General features: G+C 63.7%; 12 protein-coding genes. 7 read left to right on the plus strand and 5 right to left on the minus strand.

Features of this window, described 5'->3' with window-relative positions:
• Positions 1 to 92 precede the first annotated feature (92 nt).
• Both NE850_RS06570 and NE850_RS06575 read left to right on the plus strand, forming a co-directional pair.
• Positions 93 to 272, plus strand: a complete 180-nt coding sequence (locus NE850_RS06570) for a DUF2934 domain-containing protein (protein WP_007177378.1) — start codon at positions 93 to 95, stop codon at positions 270 to 272.
• A 205-nt stretch (positions 273 to 477) separates the two neighbouring features.
• Positions 478 to 2,514: an AI-2E family transporter gene (locus NE850_RS06575; RefSeq protein ID WP_007177377.1), complete on the plus strand. Its 2,037-nt coding sequence runs from the start codon at positions 478 to 480 to the stop codon at positions 2,512 to 2,514.
• A 29-nt stretch (positions 2,515 to 2,543) separates the two neighbouring features.
• Here NE850_RS06575 and NE850_RS06580 read toward each other — a convergent pair whose 3' ends face one another.
• From NE850_RS06580 to NE850_RS06600, 5 genes are all read right to left on the minus strand, one after another.
• Complete coding sequence (locus NE850_RS06580) at positions 2,544 to 4,187, minus strand: efflux transporter outer membrane subunit (protein ID WP_007177376.1); 1,644 nt, start codon at positions 4,185 to 4,187, stop codon at positions 2,544 to 2,546.
• Position 4,188: 1 nt separating this feature from the next.
• Positions 4,189 to 5,778: a DHA2 family efflux MFS transporter permease subunit gene (locus tag NE850_RS06585; RefSeq protein WP_310698551.1), complete on the minus strand. Its 1,590-nt coding sequence runs from the start codon at positions 5,776 to 5,778 to the stop codon at positions 4,189 to 4,191.
• A gap of 67 nt (positions 5,779 to 5,845) precedes the next feature.
• Positions 5,846 to 7,027 (minus strand): HlyD family secretion protein, encoded by a 1,182-nt coding sequence (locus NE850_RS06590; RefSeq protein ID WP_007177374.1) that lies wholly within the window; start codon positions 7,025 to 7,027, stop codon positions 5,846 to 5,848.
• A gap of 102 nt (positions 7,028 to 7,129) precedes the next feature.
• Positions 7,130 to 7,312 (minus strand): hypothetical protein, encoded by a 183-nt coding sequence (locus NE850_RS06595; RefSeq protein ID WP_007177373.1) that lies wholly within the window; start codon positions 7,310 to 7,312, stop codon positions 7,130 to 7,132.
• Positions 7,313 to 7,447: 135 nt separating this feature from the next.
• A complete protein-coding gene (locus NE850_RS06600; RefSeq protein WP_310698552.1) occupies positions 7,448 to 9,013 on the minus strand; it encodes an FAD-dependent oxidoreductase in 1,566 nt (521 codons plus the stop codon).
• Positions 9,014 to 9,312: 299 nt separating this feature from the next.
• Between NE850_RS06600 and NE850_RS06605 the strand changes: the two genes are divergently transcribed.
• From NE850_RS06605 to NE850_RS06625, 5 genes are all read left to right on the plus strand, one after another.
• Positions 9,313 to 11,466, plus strand: a complete 2,154-nt coding sequence (locus tag NE850_RS06605) for an ATP-binding protein (RefSeq protein WP_310698620.1) — start codon at positions 9,313 to 9,315, stop codon at positions 11,464 to 11,466.
• A 149-nt stretch (positions 11,467 to 11,615) separates the two neighbouring features.
• Positions 11,616 to 11,915 (plus strand): hypothetical protein, encoded by a 300-nt coding sequence (locus NE850_RS06610; RefSeq protein ID WP_007177370.1) that lies wholly within the window; start codon positions 11,616 to 11,618, stop codon positions 11,913 to 11,915.
• Between the two features lie 432 nt (positions 11,916 to 12,347).
• Entirely contained in the window at positions 12,348 to 14,243 is a 1,896-nt protein-coding gene (tssF, locus tag NE850_RS06615) for a type VI secretion system baseplate subunit TssF (RefSeq protein WP_165188434.1), read from the plus strand.
• The gene (gene tssG / locus NE850_RS06620; protein ID WP_405044806.1) at positions 14,243 to 15,331 is read left to right on the plus strand and encodes a type VI secretion system baseplate subunit TssG; all 1,089 of its coding nucleotides are present in this window, start codon (positions 14,243 to 14,245) and stop codon (positions 15,329 to 15,331) included. The genes tssF and tssG overlap by 1 nt, the downstream gene beginning before the upstream one ends.
• A 166-nt stretch (positions 15,332 to 15,497) precedes the next feature.
• Positions 15,498 to 16,520: an alpha/beta hydrolase gene (locus NE850_RS06625; protein ID WP_165188429.1), complete on the plus strand. Its 1,023-nt coding sequence runs from the start codon at positions 15,498 to 15,500 to the stop codon at positions 16,518 to 16,520.
• Positions 16,521 to 16,563: the final 43 nt, after the last annotated feature.

The following is a 16,563-nucleotide window of genomic DNA, read 5'->3' on the forward strand; positions in this document are numbered from 1 at the left end:
GATTGCGAATGACTGCGCGCCGGCTGCATCCAGCGGCAGGTGCGCAGTACAGACGATAGCGGTCTTCGCCAGCTCTAACCAAGGGTGATCAAATGGAACAGGAACAAACCTCGCTAGAGGAACAGATTCGCACGCGCGCTTATTACCTGTGGGAGCAGGCAGGCGATCAGAAAGGCACGCCTGACGAGTATTGGGAGCAGGCACGCGCCGAGATAGAAAAGGAGGCGCCGCCCACGGAAAGCGGACCGGTGGGTAAGACGCCCGCCAGGTAGGTGCGCTGTTCCGGCAAAAGCCGGGCTACGGCAGCATCGAATGAAAGTGAACAGAAGGTTGAACGCGAAGTGAGGTGCAGCAGCGAGTTGCAACGTCGGCGCCCGCGCGGCACGCAGCCGCAACGCCGCCGACGTGCGCAACCCGTGTGACCTGTCACGCCTGACAAGAACGGGAACCGAACAGAACCGGACAGATCATTCGCCAATGAAGGACATACCCGACCCGCGCGGCGTGAGGCCAGCCGCCCGCATTCAAGCGCCGCCTACGGCTTTCGGTGTCGACGGTCTGATTGCGCTTGCCGTGGGCGTAACGGTAGTCGCGTGTCTGTACTTTGCGAGCGCCGTGCTGATTCCGATGACGCTCGCCATCCTGCTCAGTTTCCTCGTCGCACCGCTCGCCGATGCATTGACCCGCCTGCGGCTCGGCCACGTGGCGTCCGTATTCGCCGCGGTGGTGATTTCGGTGTCGGTGATCGGCATGCTCGGCGCGGTGATCGCCACCCAGCTGACCGATCTGGCCGCCGGCATGCCGCGTTACCAGGCGACCATAGAGCGAAAGATGGAAACCGCGCACAACCTGACCATCGGCAAGCTGAACCGTTTTGCCGACGCGGCCGGCCAGGCGCTGCAGCGCGCGACGATCGAGCCGCCGCAGCCCGCGCCGCAACGCGATTCCGCATCGCCCGGCAGCACGCGTTCCACGGCCAATGCACCCGCCGCCGTGCCGGTCGAGGTGCGCGAGCCGGTGCCGACGCCGTTCGAACTCGCGCGGCGTGTGTTGTCGCCGGCCATCAGTCCGCTCGAAACGGCGTTTATCGTGTTCGTCGTGATGGTGGTGATTCTGTTGCAACGCGACGATTTACGCGATCGCGCGATCCGCCTGTTCGGCTCGCGCGATCTGCACCGCACGACCACGGTGATGGACGAGGCCGCGCGGCGTCTGAGCCGCTATTTCGTTTCGCAGCTCGGGCTGAATGCGGGCGTGGGCGTGGTGATCGGCACGGGGCTTTTTCTGATCGGCGTACCGAGTCCGATTCTGTGGGGCATTCTCGCGGCGCTGCTGCGGCTCGTGCCGTACGTCGGCATCTGGATCTCCGCGACGCTGGCCACCGCGCTCGCCGCTGCCGTCAGTCCCGGATGGAGCATGGCGATCTGGTCGCTGGCGCTGTTCGTCACCGTCGAGTTGCTGGTGGGACAGGTTGTGGAACCGCTGCTGTATGGGCGCAGCACCGGTCTCTCGCCGTTCTCCGTGGTGGTCGCCGCGATTTTCTGGAGCTGGATCTGGGGGCCGATAGGACTGATTCTGTCGACACCGTTGACGCTATGCCTGCTCGTGCTCGGACGGCACGTCCGCCGTCTGGAGTTTCTCGACGTGCTGCTGGGCGACCAGCCGGCGTTGACGCCGATCGAGAACTTCTACCAGCGAGCGTTGGCCGGCGACCCCGATGAAGCGATCGAGCAGGCCGAGGCGCTGCTGCGTGACCGTTCATTGTCGACCTACTACGACGAGGTCGCGATCAAAGGCCTGCAACTCGCGGCGACCGACGTGGTGCGCGGCAGCGTAACCGCCGCACAGCTTGCACGAATCGAGGCGACGACCAACGACCTCGTGGATGGCCTCGACGGCTACGAGGATCGCGAGCCGCCGACGCTCGCGGCAGAGGAGAACTGGAGCGCGGTAGGACCGATGGCGCCTTCCGCTTCGGATGATGCGCAAGCCGAATCCGCGACTACGCGGACCGTTTCGCCAGCCTCTTCAGGCCGCGCGGAAGAAAGCACGTTGAACGAACAACAGCCGCCGCGCGCAGCCAGCAACCGGGTGCTGTGCATTCCCGGCCGCGGCCCGCTCGATCCGCTGGCGACGACGATCCTGCTGCAGTTGCTGGGCAAGCACGGCTTCACCTCGCGAGCGCTGCCGCATGAGGCCGCGTCGCGAGCATCGATTGACAGTCTCGATGCGGACGATGTCGGCATCGTCTGCATCCTGTACCTGCAGATCGACGGCATTCCGTCGCATTTGCGCTATCTGGTCAGACGTATTCGCGCGCGGCTCCCCAAGGTGTCGATCGTCGTCGGACTGTGGGATGCGCAGGATACGGAGAAGTGGAGCATCGATCTGCAAACCGCCCTCGGAGCGGAGTGTTACGCCACTTCTTTGCAGGAGATCGTGGCGGCTTGCCAGCGCGTCGAGACGGGCACGACCCAGGTCGAGGAAGCGTTGCCCGTGGTCGTCAACGGTTAGCACGGCGCGGCGCCGCTTCGCCTTGGGCGTCATCCGCCTTGACGGGCGGCAGGCGCGGCCGATGTATCCGCGTCACTCTGCCAGCCGCCGCCAAGCGCCTTGTACAAAGACACCAGGTCTGTGCTCACCTGCATGGTTCCCTGAGCATATTGCTGGCGGGCCTGCGCCAATTGCCGCTCTGCATCCAGCACATTGATGAAGCTCGTAATCCCCTTGCGATAACTGTCGCGTGCGAGATCGAAAGCCGCCTGTTCCGCGGCGACGCTCTCGCTGAGCGAGTCGCGCCGCGCCTGATCGGTGCGGTACACCGCGAGCGCATTGTCCACGTCGCGCAGCGCCATCAACACCGTTTTGCGGTAATCGAGCGCCGCTTCGGCTTCCTGCGCTTTCGACAGACGCAAATTGGAAACCAGCGCGCCACCCTGGAAAATCGGCAGCGAAATGCTCGGTCCGAACGAATAGAACAGATGCGACCAGCGCGACAGATCGCTCGCATTGGTGGCCCGGGTTCCCACCTGGCCGGTCAGGGACACGTCGGGATAGAACTGCGCCACGGCAACGCCGACATTGGCCGTCGCCGAATGCAGGCTCGCCTCCGCGCGGCGAACGTCGGGACGCCGGCGTGCCAGGGTGGACGGCAAACCCACCGGCACGACAGGCGGCACGGGCGGCACGGCGGCCGGCGCATCGAGTTCGGCTTCCAGTGCGCCGGGCGGTTCGCCCACCAGATACGCGAGTCCGTTCAACGCCTGGGCAATCTGCTGCTCGTATTGCGGCAACTGTGCCTGAGTTTGCGCCAGTTGCGCGGTCGCGCTCTTCACGTCGAGTTCGCTCGTCAGGCCGACTTTTGCCTGGCTTTGCGTCAACGTGACGATCTCGCGCTGTTCGTCGACGAGACTTGCCGTGATGGCGTGCAACGCCTGTGCGCCGCGTAATTGCATATACGTCTGCGCGACTTCGGCTTCGAGCGAGAGCAGCGCGTCGTTGCGGCTTTCCACGGCGGCTTCGGTTTGCGCATTGGCAGCCTCGACCGAGCGGCGCACGCGGCCGAACAGATCCAGTTCCCACGAGGCGTCGAAGCCGGCTTGCCAGAGATTGACCGGCGCGGTCAATTGATTCAGCAGGTTGTTCGCGCCGTTTTGCAAAGTAGCACCCGCACCCGGTGCGACTGCGTTGACCGGCGAGTTCGGCGCGCCGAGCTGATCGACCTTGTCGTATACGCCGTCGGATTCGAGGAAGCCTTTCACGCCGAGTTGTTCGCGCTGATAGCTGCCGGTTGCCCGCACGTTCGGCAAACCTTGGGCCGCCGCGCTTTGCACCTGAGTGCGCGCTTCGACAATGCGCAGCACAGCCTCCTGCAAGTCCAGGTTGCCGCGCGCGGCACGCCCGACCAGCGCGTCCAGCGTCGGGTCGTTGAAATTACGCCACCAGCGGGGATCGGGATCGGTATCGAGCGTGGGGACCGAGGCGACGTTCGCGGCAGAAGCACCCGTCGCCGTCGCGGTGCTACGCTGCGTGTCGTGCCATTGGTCAGGCACGTCCGCTTTCGGCGCGTGGAAGTCAGGGCCAACCGTGCACGCGGAGAGCAGCATTGCAACCGACAGCGCGGACAGCACGGGCAGCGCGGATAAACGCGGAGTCAACCACGGCGAATTTACAAGCGGGCGTCTCATATCAGTGTCCTCCCGCGCCGCCGGCCGCTTTGGCTGGAGAAAAGAACAACGTCATCGGAATGCATAGTGCGCAAAAGATCGCGAGGATCGCAAAAACGTCGACGTAGGCCAGAATCGTCGACTGGGAAATGAAAGTGGTGTACATGCGCCCCGTGGCGGTTTGCAGCGCTTGCGCAAACGGCACGCCGGTCATCTCGGCGATGGTTTGCGCGCTGCGCTGCACGGCGTCGTTGTAGTTTTGCGAAAGCGTGGACATGTGTTCGGACAGATGAGCCATGCGAGCCTGGGTGCGCTCGCGGATCAGCGCGGTCGACAGCGAAATGCCGATCGACCCCGCCACGTTGCGGAACATCGTGAAGAGGGCGGACGCGTCGTCGTTCAGGCGCGGCGGCACGGTAAGGTAAGCCAGCGTCGTGATCGGCACGAACAGGAAGCCGATGGCGAGCGATTGCGCGCTGCGCATCTTCACCAGCGTCGCGTAGTCGATATCCGGCACCAGCAGATGCGAATAGGCGAGCGCGCAGGCCAGCAACGCAAAGCCGGCCGCCACCAGAAACCGCGTCTGCACATACGGCATCAGCTTGCTGACGATCGGAATTTCCAAAGTGATGAGCACCGCGCCGGGCGAGAGCACGAGACCGGCGAGCATCGCCGTGTAGCCGAGCTGCTGCTGGGCGAGTTGCGGCACCAGCACTGCGCTGCCGTAGAGAACCGTGGCGAATGCACCGATCGTCAGGCAACCGAGCGCGAAATTGCGGTCTTTCAGGCAGCGCAGATCGACCACCGGCTTTCTGGTGTAAAGCAGCCACAGGGTCGCGCCGACTATGCCCGCCACGGCCAGCACCGCGAACAGGCGGATAAAGTTCGACGAGAACCAGTCGTCGTCTTCGCCGCGATCGAGCATCACTTGCAGGCAGCCTAGCCCGATCGCGATCAACGTGATGCCGATGTAGTCGATCGATACTCTCGTGTCGCCTTTCTTTTTCCACGGCGGGTCTTCCACCAGTTGCATCACGGCGAGCGTGGTCAGCACGCCGACCGGCACGTTGAGCAGAAATACCCAGCGCCACGAGAAGTTATCGGTGATCCAACCGCCGAGCGTCGGTCCGAGCACCGGCGCGACGACGATCGCCACCGCCGAAATCGAGAACGCCCGGCCGCGCTGTTCGGGCGGAAAGGTGTCGAGAATGATCGACTGCTGGTTCGGCTGCAGTCCGCCGCCGAAAAAACCCTGCAGGATGCGGAAAATGATCAGCTGCCAGAGATCCGTTGCAATCCCGCACAGGAACGAGCAGACGGTGAAAGCGACGATGCACACCAGAAAGTAGCGCTTGCGACCGAGCAGGCGGCCGAGAAAACCGGAGATCGGCAACACGATGCCGTTGGCCACCAGATACGACGTGAGCGTCCAGGTCGCTTCGTCGTAACTGGCCGACATGGTGCCGGCAATGTGCGGCAGTGCGACGTTCACGATGGTCGTGTCGAGCACCTCCATGAACGCCGCCAGTGTCACCACAATGGCGATCAGCCACGGGTTCGCCGCCGGTTTCCAGTCCGACTGATTGCCGTTCGCGGTGTTGGCTGAACTCATGCCCGCACCGCTCAGAAGAGGGCGCGCGGCGAAGCGCGAAATACCGTCGCGGTAATGGTCTGCGCCGTCATTTCAGATACACCTTTGGCGTGACGGACAACCCGAGCCCCAGCGGTTGATCGCGCGGCAAGCCGTCGTCGATGACGATCTTCACCGGCACACGCTGCACGATTTTCACGAAGTTGCCGGTGGCGTTTTCCGCCGGGAAGGCCGAGAAGCGCGAACCGCTGCCGAGTTGAACGCTGTCCACGTGGCCGCGCAAATCGAGCTTGGGATAGGCGTCGACTTCGACTTTCACCTTGTCGCCGGGGCGCATGCGTTCGAGTTGCGACTCCTTGAAGTTCGCCGTCACCCACACCTGCGGCGTGACGATCGCAAAGAGCGAGACGCCTGCTTGCAGGAAGGTGCCGAGTTGCACGTTGCGCCGCGTGATCCAGCCGTCCGAAGGCGAGCGCACCTCGCAGTAGGAGAGGTTCAGTTGCGCCTGTTCCAGTTGCGCTTCGGCTTGCTGCACCTGTTGGCGACGCTCCTCGACGGTGGCTTCGGTCTGGCGGATCTGCTGCGGCACGAGGCTCGCGGTCTGCTGCTGCGCGCGCGCCTGTTCGACGCTCGCGCTGGCCGACTGCCGTTGGGCGTCGGCGGTATCGATGTTTTGCTGCGAGGTGGCGCGCTGATCCACGGCATGCTGACGCAGATAGGCGGCTTCGGCCTGGCGGAAGTTCGCCTCGGCCGACGACGTCTGCGCTTTCGCCTGGCGGTATTGCGCCGGGTACTGAATGCGCGCGATGTCGAGTTGAACCAGCGCGGCATTCAACTGCGCTTTGGCGAGGCCCACCTGCGCTTCGGCCTGATCGACCTGCGCCTGATAGTCGCGCTTGTCGATCACGACCAGAAGGTCGCCCTTGTGCACGTAGACGTTGTCGTTGACCGCCAGTTGCACGACGTAGCCGGAGACCTTCGGCGCCATCGTAATAGCGTTGCCGTCGGTGTAGGCGTCGTCGGTCGTGATTTCGTTGCGGGTGGCGAACCACCAGACGAAAGCGACGATCGCTAGCAGGATCACCACCACTGCAAGAATGATCAGCGGCTTCTTGCCGGGTTTCTTGCGCGGCTTGTCGTCGCCGTTGTCCGCGTCCTTTTGGTTGCCGTCGTCCTTGTTGTTCTTTTTATCGTCGGACTGCCCGTCTTTGGTGTTCTTGCGGTCGTCCTGATCGTGCTCGTCACGAGCGGAGCCGGTCTCGTCTGACATGGCGGTTCGTTCCCGTCGTCCAGAAGGGTTAGCGTTGCGTAGGGAGAGAAAAACCGCCCGAACCTAGTGCGTCCGGGCGATTCACATGCGCTTCAGCGGGGCTTAATGGCCGGCTGGTTTCTTGGTCGCCGACCTGTCTTGCGAAGCGGCGTCCTTGTCCGGGACGATCTTCGTGGTGCCGCCGGTGGAAGGCGGGTCGCTTGCGGGGAAGCTGTCTTCGACCTCCCGGTCGATCTGCTTTTCGCTCTTGTTCGAGTGCGGGTGCTTTTCCTTGTTATCTGTCATAACGTTTCTCCTTCAGGTCATTGAGTCATCATCGGGTCAGCGTGGTAAAGCACGCCGGCCGATCCGGGTGTTTCTTACATGGGGTGCTGTAGTTCTGCGCGGTTTTTTGCCGCGCTTCTCTTGCGTTCACCTCGATCATTGCGCGACGCACGATGCGTCGCTGATAATCGCCAGCGCATCCGCGCGCGACACGCCACGGCCCATCGCATCGATCAGGCGCGCGGTCTGCGCCTCGCGTTCGCAGGCCAGTACGGCGACCACCTTGTCGTCCTTGAGATAAAGCGCGACGAATTGCTGGCGATCCAGTTCGCCGTCCGTTACGATCTCGTCCCACTCGCTCGCATGGCCGAGATATTCGAAGCGTTTGCCGAAGTGATAGGTCCAGAAATAGGGCACGCCGCTGTAGCGATGGCGCGCGCCGCACATGTTTTCCGCGGCAACGCGCGCATGTTGCTGCGCGACGCGCCAGTGTTCGATACGCACCGGTTCCTGATCCTCGTGCAATGGAAACGCCGCGATGTCGCCCGCCGCATAGAGACCCGGCGCGGCCTGCATGCCTGCGTTGACGATCACGCCGCCGTCCTTTTGCAGCGGCAGTCCTTCCACAAAGCCGGTGGCCGGCGCGACGCCCGTGCCCAACAGAACGAGGTCGGCCTCGACATGCGCGCCGTTCTCGAGCATCACTTCGTGCACGTTGCCTTCGTCGCCTTCGAGCGAGGCGACCTTCGCCTCGAAACGGAACACCACGCCATTGCGTTCGTGAAGCTCACGGAACATGGCGCCGGCGCGTTCACCGAACTGCTTCGCGAACGGCACTTTTTCCGGCGATATCACGGTTACCGGCGTGCCGCGTTTGCGTAACGCGGAAGCCGTTTCGAGTCCGATAAAACTACTGCCGAGAATCGCCACCCGGGTTTGCCCGGCATCGTCGCCGATTGCGTCCACAAGGGCGGCGGCGTTGTCGAGGCTACGCAGCACGTGCACGCCGCCGAGTTCGACGCCCGGAATCGGCGGCTGCTTCGGCACGCTGCCGGTGGCGAGCAACGCGGTGTCGTAAGTCAGGTGGCCGCCGGTTTCGAAATGAATCGTGCGGGCGGGCACATCGAGTCGCGCGACTTTCGCGACGATACGCTCGACGTCATGGCGCGCGAGCCAATCGGGCGCAAGAAGCGGCGGCACATCGTCGGCGGACATTTCACCGGACGGGACGAATTTACTTAACGCGGTGCGGTCGTAGGGCGCATGCGGTTCCGCGCCGATCAGCGTGATGCGGCCGCCAAAACCGCACTCGCGCAAGGTCGCGCAAGCCGCCGCGCCTGCCGCGCCCGCGCCGATCACTACGTAATGCGGTTCCTGCGCACTCGCGTTGCGCACCGGTTGAGGCAGTTTTTCCGGCGTGACCATCACATCGTCGCCCGCGACGACTGCGGGGTAGCGGTCGAGCGCAACCAGTGCGGGCGGTTCGAGCACGTTGCCGGTAGAGACGTCGAACGTCCCTTTGTGCCACGGGCAGATGATCCGGCCGTGACACAGCGCGCCTTCTTCCAGCGGTGCGCCGGCATGCGGGCAGTCGGCGGAATAGGCGTGTACCGTGTCGCCGTCGCGTACCAGCAGAATGGGCTCGCCGTCCACCACGACGCGCTCGGCGCGGTCCGATCGCAATTGCGATAGCTGGGCGACGCGTCGGGCAATCGTGGGCATGGCGGGCTCCTCACGGACAATGAAAGGTGACGGCGCAGGCGGCATATCGCGCGCAACGGAGTGCGCATTGGCAGAACGCCTTTCAACCTGCTGAATTCCCGTGCTGCAGCAATCCATGTGCCCAAACGCAAGCGCCCGCAACAAGCGCGGTTTCTCCCGCCGCCGCTTGCCGGCCACGCTATGGAGAAGCGCTGAAGTGCGGTAAATTCCGGGACATGGAAATAGCGCACGACCGCGAGCGATACATCTCGTGACGTGCTATCCCTGAGCGATATTGACCTTTCGTGGAGATCTTGACCGTGCAGCGTGCGGAACGAGTCGCAGTCGACGTCCCCATGCCGTCGCGCAATTTCGCGGCAACGCGGCGCATGCTTCTGATCGTGCTCGCGGTTTCGATTGTGTTTCCGCTGATCTGTCTCGCGGGCTACGGCTATTTCGATTACCAGCGCCGGATCGCCGATTCAGACGACATGATCGACCGGCTCGCGCGCGTCGCCGAGGAACAGGCCGTCAAGGTGCTGGACCTCAACCAGCAGATGTCATCGCGCATCGTGGAGTTGCTCGGCAACGAGGACGACGCACAGATTCGCGCACATGAAGCCACCTTGCATGAGCGTCTGCGCGAAATCGGCGGTGACTTTCCGCAGGTGTCGTCGATCTATCTGCTCGGGGCGAAAGGTGATCTGCTGGTGTCGAGCCGCGCTTTTTTCGCGCCTGCCATCTCGATCGGTCAGCGCGAAGACTTCGTCTCGGCTAAGGCGATGCGTCCGCAGCCGTATTTCTCGCTGCCCATGTTCGGGCCGCTGTCACAGACCAATGTGTTCACCACCGCGACAGGGCGCTCGGACGCCGGGGGTCAGTTTCTCGGCGTAGTCTCGGTGGCGCTGCGCCAAGCGTACTTTTCACGCTTCTATCGCGAACTGACGAACGGCGATTCGTCGTTGGTGCTCGGCCTGTATCGCCAGGACGGCAACCTGCTGGTGCGCTATCCACCTTGGCCGGCGGGCTCGAAGCCCAGTCCGCACAGCAAATTTGCTCAGGCGCTGCGTGACAGACAATTGGTCGGCCACGTTCGCCTGAATTCGACGGTGGATGGCGTGGAGCGCCTGCTGGCGTTCCGCCGCGTCGGCGACTATCCGCTCTATGTGATAAGCGCGTACGCGACTTCGTCGATTGGGACAGCGTGGCGGCGGCACTTCATGATGATCGCGGCACTGACGGCCGTGCCCTGTATCGCCATCTGGCTGCTGGTGCTCTACTCGCTGCGTCAGCTGGAAGGGGAGCGCCGCGCGTGGGAACGCTGGCAGGGCGAAGTGGCCATGCGTCTGTCGGCCGAAGCCGCCAGCCGGCAATTGCAACGCATGGGCGCGCTCGGCAATCTCGTCGCGAATGTCGCGCACGACTTCAACAATCTGCTGATGGTGGTGTCCGCCAACTCGGAGCTCGCGCGGCTCAAGCGTTTCAACAACGTGGAGAAGGAAGTGCTCGCGGTGGAGCGCGCCACCGCCACGGCTGAATCGCTCACGCGGCGCCTGCTGAGCGTGGCGCGCAAGCAGCCGCTCAAACAGCAGCCGCTCGATCTCGCCGCGTGGCTGCCCGCTGCTGCGCCGCTAATCGATGCGGCGCTCGGCGATAAGGTGGAACTGGCGCTGAACGTGGTCGACGACATCTGGCAGGTGCTGGCGGACCCGACCGACCTCGAATTCGCGATCGTGAACCTGGCCGTCAACGCGCGCGACGCGATGCCGTGCGGCGGGCGCTTCGTGATTCGTTGTCAGAACAACCGGCTGGTCGGTAGCGATACCTTGCTGCCCGACGGCGAATACGTACTGATTGCCTGTACCGACGACGGCGAAGGCATGCCTGAAGCCGTCGCGCGGCGTGCCTTCGAGCCGCTCTTCACCACCAAGCTGCGCGGCTCGGGCACGGGCCTCGGCCTCGCGCAGGTGCTCTCCATGTGCGAACAGGCTGGCGGCACGGCAAAGATCGAGAGCGTGCCCGGCAGCGGCACGACGGTCAGGCTGTATTTGCCGCGATATCACGAACGCAAGAAAGCGCCGGCGACGGCTGTCGAAATGGCGCAAGCGCCCACACCTGCTCCGAGCGGTGTCGTGCTGCTGGTGGAGGACAACGAGGAAGTGGCCGCGGGCGTCGCGGCGGTGCTGGAAACCTTCGGCTGCGAGGTGCGCCACGAGCCGACCGCCGATCAGGCGCTCGACGTGCTCGCGGCCGGCGCGCGCTTCGAACTCGTGCTCTCCGATATCCAGATGCCGGGCAAGCTCAACGGTATCGACCTCGCGGAGAAAGTGCGCAACGCGTGGCCGTCGCAGAGGATCGCATTGATGACCGGCTACGCCGACGAACTCGAACGCGCGCGGCGGCTAGGGGTGGCGATTCTCGCCAAGCCTTTCAATATCGACGAACTGCACGCATTGGTGGTTTGCGAACCGTAAGGCTCGCGGGCCGCGGCGTGCGGCGTCGCATGTTCGAAGCGTTTCATGACTCGCGGCACAGCGCTTGCTGAAAAGACGACGAGGTATGCGTGTCGGGCTGGCTGTTTAGTCGGCGCAACCCGCTTCTTTTTTTCGAACTGGAGAGAGTCATGAACATCAGAAACAGAACCCGGAACGTACTGCTAATCTCGACCTTGCTCGCCGCTTCCTCGCTCGCGATGGCTCAGGGCAGCGGCGGCGGTGGCGGCGGCCCGGCCGGCAGCGATCCGAACGGAGGTACCACGGCCGGTACAACTCGCGAAGGCGGCGACATGCAGGCCTCGGGTGCAATGGCGCATTCGAAGTCGACCAGAACGCACCATATGAAGAAGTCGAAGGCGACCAAGCCTGCTACCGACACCACCAATATGCCGGGCGCCGACGCCAGCAGCGACACGAAGGGACAATGACGGTAACACCTGACGCAGCGTAACCGCGCGCCGTGAGGCGTTTCCGGTTGAGGCCGCTACGTATGCCGGAGCTGCATGAAGCCTGGAGCGTTCCGCTCCGGGCGTTTTCGTTTTCATCCTGCTTGCAGCGCAATCGGTGCGTCAGCGCTCTCACGCTCGCATCGGTCAGACATCGACCTGTCGTTCGTTAATTTTCGAGAAAATTAACATTCCATAACAATTTCCATTATGAGGATGTGCCCGGCACACATGCTTTCTTCCACTAATCGATGATGGTTTCCGGCCCACGCAGATTGAATGCTTTCAGGCGCCAGGTAAGAATGCCGCAACGATTGATCGAACCGACATCACGCATTCGCATGCGGATAGACAATTCGCGCGACGCACAAGCCGTGTCCAGGCGTCCACCACGAGAACAACGCAAAACCGCCGATGGATTCCCGACTGCTCGACTACTACAACCAGGAGTTGGTCTATATGCGTGAACTCGCCGGCGAGTTCGCGCAGGCTCATCCCAGGATTGCCCGGCGCCTGGGCATGCAGGCGGGCGATGTGGCCGACCCGTACGTGGAGCGCCTGATCGAGTCGTTCTGTTTCATGGCGGCGCGCATGCAGATCAAGCTGGACGCGGAGTTTCCGCGCTTCACCGCGCGGCTGCTGGAAGTGCTGTATCCGAACTACGTCGCACCCACGCCGTCCATGGCGGTTGCGCGTTTCTTTCCTGGGCATAAAGAAGGCGATTCGGCGGAAGGCTTTCGGGTGCCTCGCGGTTCGACATTCACATCGCGGCTGGCGCATGGCGAAAACACGGCTTGCCGTTTTCAGAATGGCCAGGAAGTCATGCTCTATCCGCTCGAAATCGTCGAAGCGCGGCTAACCGATATTCCGCAGAACATGCCCGCGCTCGCTCGTTACGTGCCGGCGAGTACCGAGGTGCGCGGCGCGCTTCGGCTGCGGTTGCGCACGGTCAACGGAATGGACATTGCCGGGCTGCGGGGCCTGGACAGGCTGCCCATCTATTTGACGGGCGACGAGCAGATTGCATCGCATGTCTTCGAATTGCTGCACACGGCAAGCGTGGTGTCGATTACGGGTGCGCCCGGCGAATTCGAATCCGCCGGAGCCGGGGGAATGCTTTCGGTAGTGTCGGGCGACGCGGTGGCGCACGAAGGACTTGGCCCCGCTCAGGGACTGCTGCCGCTGGCGTGGTCCAGGTTTCACGGCCACAACCTGTTGCAGGAGTACTTTGCGTGTCCGGGCCGTTTCTACTTTTTTACGCTGACCGGGCTCGACGCGGGTTTTCGCCGCGTGAAGGGCCAGGAAGTCGAGATTGTCGTGCTGCTGGAGCGCGCACCTGGGCGGCTCGTGAATCTGGTGGACGCGTCGTGCTTCGCTCTGTTCTGCACGCCGTTGATCAATCTGTTTTCAATGCGCATGGACAGCATTGCGTTGAGCGGCGCGCAAACCGAGTTCAGGGTGATTCCGGATCGCACCGCTCCGTTGGACTACGAAGTTTTCTGCGTCGAGTCGCTCAAAGGGCAGACCTGCGCGGAATCCGGCGAGTTCGAATTCCGGCCGCTGTATCAGTCGCTCAACAATGACGAGGGTAATTACGGGCGCTACTTTTCCACGCGACGCGAACGCCGTTTGATCTCCGATTCGGCCCGCCGCCACGGTACGCGTACGCAGTACATCGGCACGGAGGTGTACGTGTCGCTCGTCGATCAGCATGACGCGCCGTATCGCGAAGAGCTTCGCTATCTCTCGGTTGCCGCGCTGGCCACCAACCGGGATTTGTCCAGTCTCGTGCCGCGCAACGGCATGAACGATCTGGAACTCGCCGGGAGCGGTCCGTTCGCGAGCATCGGGCTGGTTCGCGCGCCCACGGCTCCCAAAGCGCCCTACGCGGAGCGCGAGATGGCATGGCGGTTGATCCGCCAACTGAACTTCAACTACCTGCCGCTCGACGATCTCGATCACCGCGCCGGCGGTCAGGGGCTGCGCGATCTGTTGCGGCTGTTCCTGACGGACGACGCAACGGACCATCGCCGGCAGGCGGAAAGTCTCGTCGGCGTAAAAACGCGGCCTGTCACGCGCAAGCTGCCGGGCAGCGGCGTGCTCGTGTTCGGCCGCGGGGTGGAGTGCGTATTGACGGTGGACGAAACCGGATTTTCGGGGACCAGCCCTTATCTGTTCGGCCTGATTCTCGAACACTTTCTCGCACGCCACGCGTCCATCAATGCGTTCACGCAAACCGAATTGCATTCCATGCAGCGCGGTTGCGTCGCGCGCTGGCCGGTGCGTATGGGCACGCGCGGCGCGGCATGATGGAGCGCGACTCTTTCGAGGCGATGGCCCCTTGCGCGTCGCCATCGCTGCCGCTGTCATCGGCGCTGATCGAGCGCTTGCGGTCCGAGCCCTGGCGCTACGGGTTTTTTGCACTGCTGCGCCGCATCGGCGCCGACCGGCGGATCGATCCGGTTGGAACGGCGCCGCGTCCTCGGGCGGAGCCGTTCCGTCTCGGGCAGCAACCCAGCCTGTTTTTCGCGCCGCGCGAGATCGCGAGCGCGCACGACGCGGACGGACGGTTGAAGGTGCGCCTGTTCGGCCTCGGTATGCTCGGACCGAACGGACCGCTGCCGATTCACGTGACCGAAATCGCACGCGATCGCGAACAGAGCCGGCATGACAGCACGCTCGTCAATTTTCTCGATATCTTCCACCACCGTTATCTGACGCTGCTGTATCGGGCCTGGGCATCCGCGCAGGCTGCCGCGGGACTCGATCGGCCGGACGATGAGCGTTTTTCGTTTTACGTGGCGAGCCTCGCAGGCTTCGACATCAGTGAGATCGGCCACGGCCCTCTGCCGCCGCACGCGCGGCTATCCGCTTCGGCGCACCTCGTGCGGGAGGCGCGCAATCCAGACGGCCTGCGCATGACGCTTGAGCGTTACTTCGGCGTGCCGGTCGCAATCGACGAGTATGTCTTCAACTGGATCAGCGTCGATGGCGACGAGCGCAGTTATCTGGGCAAGCCGGGCGCCGCTTCGACCATGACGGTGGGCGCGCTGCTCGGTGAACAGGTGGCCGACCGTCAGCACACCTTCCGCGTTGTCGTCGGTCCGCTCGATATCGACGCGTACTTGCGCTTCACGCCGCAAGGCGCGGACTTGCCACGGCTGGTGGAGTGGGTGAGGACGTTCATGGGCTATGAGTTCGAGTGGGAACTGGAGTTGCGCCTCAAGCCGCAGAGCGCGCCGCCGGCCATTCTAGGCGGCGCGCAGCGACTTGGCTGGTCGGGTTGGCTTGGCCATGCGCCGCACGGCGACCGGATTACCGGCGTGCGTTTCAAACCGGAGTGCTACGCGGCACAATTCGCTCGCGATCAGGCGAGCACGGCGGTATCTCGCGAGTGATCCCCAAAAGCGCTGGATATTGATCCGACGTTTGCCGCATCGCCCGCTTGCATGCGGCCGTTCGACGGGTATAGCGCTTGCTCGACTCCGACGGCATGCACGGTCGTCGAACGAGGACTTCAAAAGCTTCGATGGAGCCGTGAATTCTTCCATCAGGAGCTTTGCCATGACACTCGGTGACACCATTAAAGGCATGGTCGGCATGGACCCCACGGGTCACGCCGATCCCGACATGAAAGCAGTGCTCGACGCGCTCAGGAGTCTCAACCCGAAGCCGATCGAGGATTGCACCGTGACCGAAGCAAGGCAGCAACCGACCCCCGCCGACGCCGTCCGCAAACTGATGAGCGATCCCGCGTTCAGCGCGCGTCCTTCGCTGGAGCTGGAGGCGGTGCGCACCGAGGACATCATGATTCCCGGCGCGGCGGGCAGTAATCCCGCGAGGGTCTATACGCCGCAAGGCGAAGGGCCGTTCCCGCTGATCCTGTATTTTCATGGCGGCGGCTGGGTGATCGCCGATCTCGACACCTACGACGCCACACCGCGTTCCATGGCCGCGCAGAGCCGGGCGATCGTGGTCTCCGCGCACTACCGGCAGGCGCCAGAGCACCGGTTGCCGGCGGCGCACGAAGACGCGTTTGCCGCGTGGCGCTGGGTGGTCGAGCAGGCGCCGAAGCTCTGCGGCGACGCCGGCAAGCTCGCGGTGATGGGCGAAAGCGCCGGCGCCAATCTGGCGATCAACGTGGCGATTCACGCCCGCGACACGGGCATGCGCATGCCGATGCACCAGGCGCTGATCTATCCGGTGGCGAGCAACAACATCGTGTCGATCTCTTATGAAGAGAATCGCAATGCCCGGCCCTTGAACAAGCCGATGATGATGTGGTTCTTGCATAACGTGATCAACAGCGAGAGCGACCTCACCAGTCCGTTGATCGACGTGGTGAGCGCCGATCTGTCACGGTTGCCGCCGGCTGTCGTCGTGACGGCGGGCATCGATCCGCTACGTTCGGACGGCGAGAAGCTCGCGCAGAAATTGCACGGCGCGGGCGTGCCCGTCGAGCATCGCAACTACCGTGGCGCGACGCACGAGTTCTTCGGCATGGCGGCCGTGGTGCAGGCGGCGCGCGATGCGCAGGCCTTCGTGTCGCTCGCGCAGCGCCAGGCGTTCGGCGGCGCGCCGCTCTGAGGCGGTTGAGCGGTCCGCTGCCCTCGATCGATCTCGAGACGCA

Origin of the sequence: Paraburkholderia sp. USG1 (genome assembly GCF_031570135.1) — a bacterium.
GTDB lineage: Bacteria > Pseudomonadota > Gammaproteobacteria > Burkholderiales > Burkholderiaceae > Paraburkholderia > Paraburkholderia dioscoreae.

What these genes read in the sequence shown, in the direction of transcription:
- NE850_RS06575 (WP_007177377.1), top strand. Translation starts at nt 478, where the DNA reads ATGAAGGACATACCCGACCCGCGCGGCGTGAGGCCAGCCGCCCGCATT.
- NE850_RS06595 (WP_007177373.1), bottom strand. Translation starts at nt 7,312, where the DNA reads ATGACAGATAACAAGGAAAAGCACCCGCACTCGAACAAGAGCGAAAAG.
- NE850_RS06590 (WP_007177374.1), bottom strand. Translation starts at nt 7,027, where the DNA reads ATGTCAGACGAGACCGGCTCCGCTCGTGACGAGCACGATCAGGACGAC.
- NE850_RS06585 (WP_310698551.1), bottom strand. Translation starts at nt 5,778, where the DNA reads ATGAGTTCAGCCAACACCGCGAACGGCAATCAGTCGGACTGGAAACCG.
- NE850_RS06610 (WP_007177370.1), top strand. Translation starts at nt 11,616, where the DNA reads ATGAACATCAGAAACAGAACCCGGAACGTACTGCTAATCTCGACCTTG.
- NE850_RS06625 (WP_165188429.1), top strand. Translation starts at nt 15,498, where the DNA reads ATGACACTCGGTGACACCATTAAAGGCATGGTCGGCATGGACCCCACG.
- tssG (WP_405044806.1), top strand. Translation starts at nt 14,243, where the DNA reads ATGGAGCGCGACTCTTTCGAGGCGATGGCCCCTTGCGCGTCGCCATCG.
- NE850_RS06580 (WP_007177376.1), bottom strand. Translation starts at nt 4,187, where the DNA reads ATGAGACGCCCGCTTGTAAATTCGCCGTGGTTGACTCCGCGTTTATCC.
- NE850_RS06570 (WP_007177378.1), top strand. Translation starts at nt 93, where the DNA reads ATGGAACAGGAACAAACCTCGCTAGAGGAACAGATTCGCACGCGCGCT.
- tssF (WP_165188434.1), top strand. Translation starts at nt 12,348, where the DNA reads ATGGATTCCCGACTGCTCGACTACTACAACCAGGAGTTGGTCTATATG.
- NE850_RS06600 (WP_310698552.1), bottom strand. Translation starts at nt 9,013, where the DNA reads ATGCCCACGATTGCCCGACGCGTCGCCCAGCTATCGCAATTGCGATCG.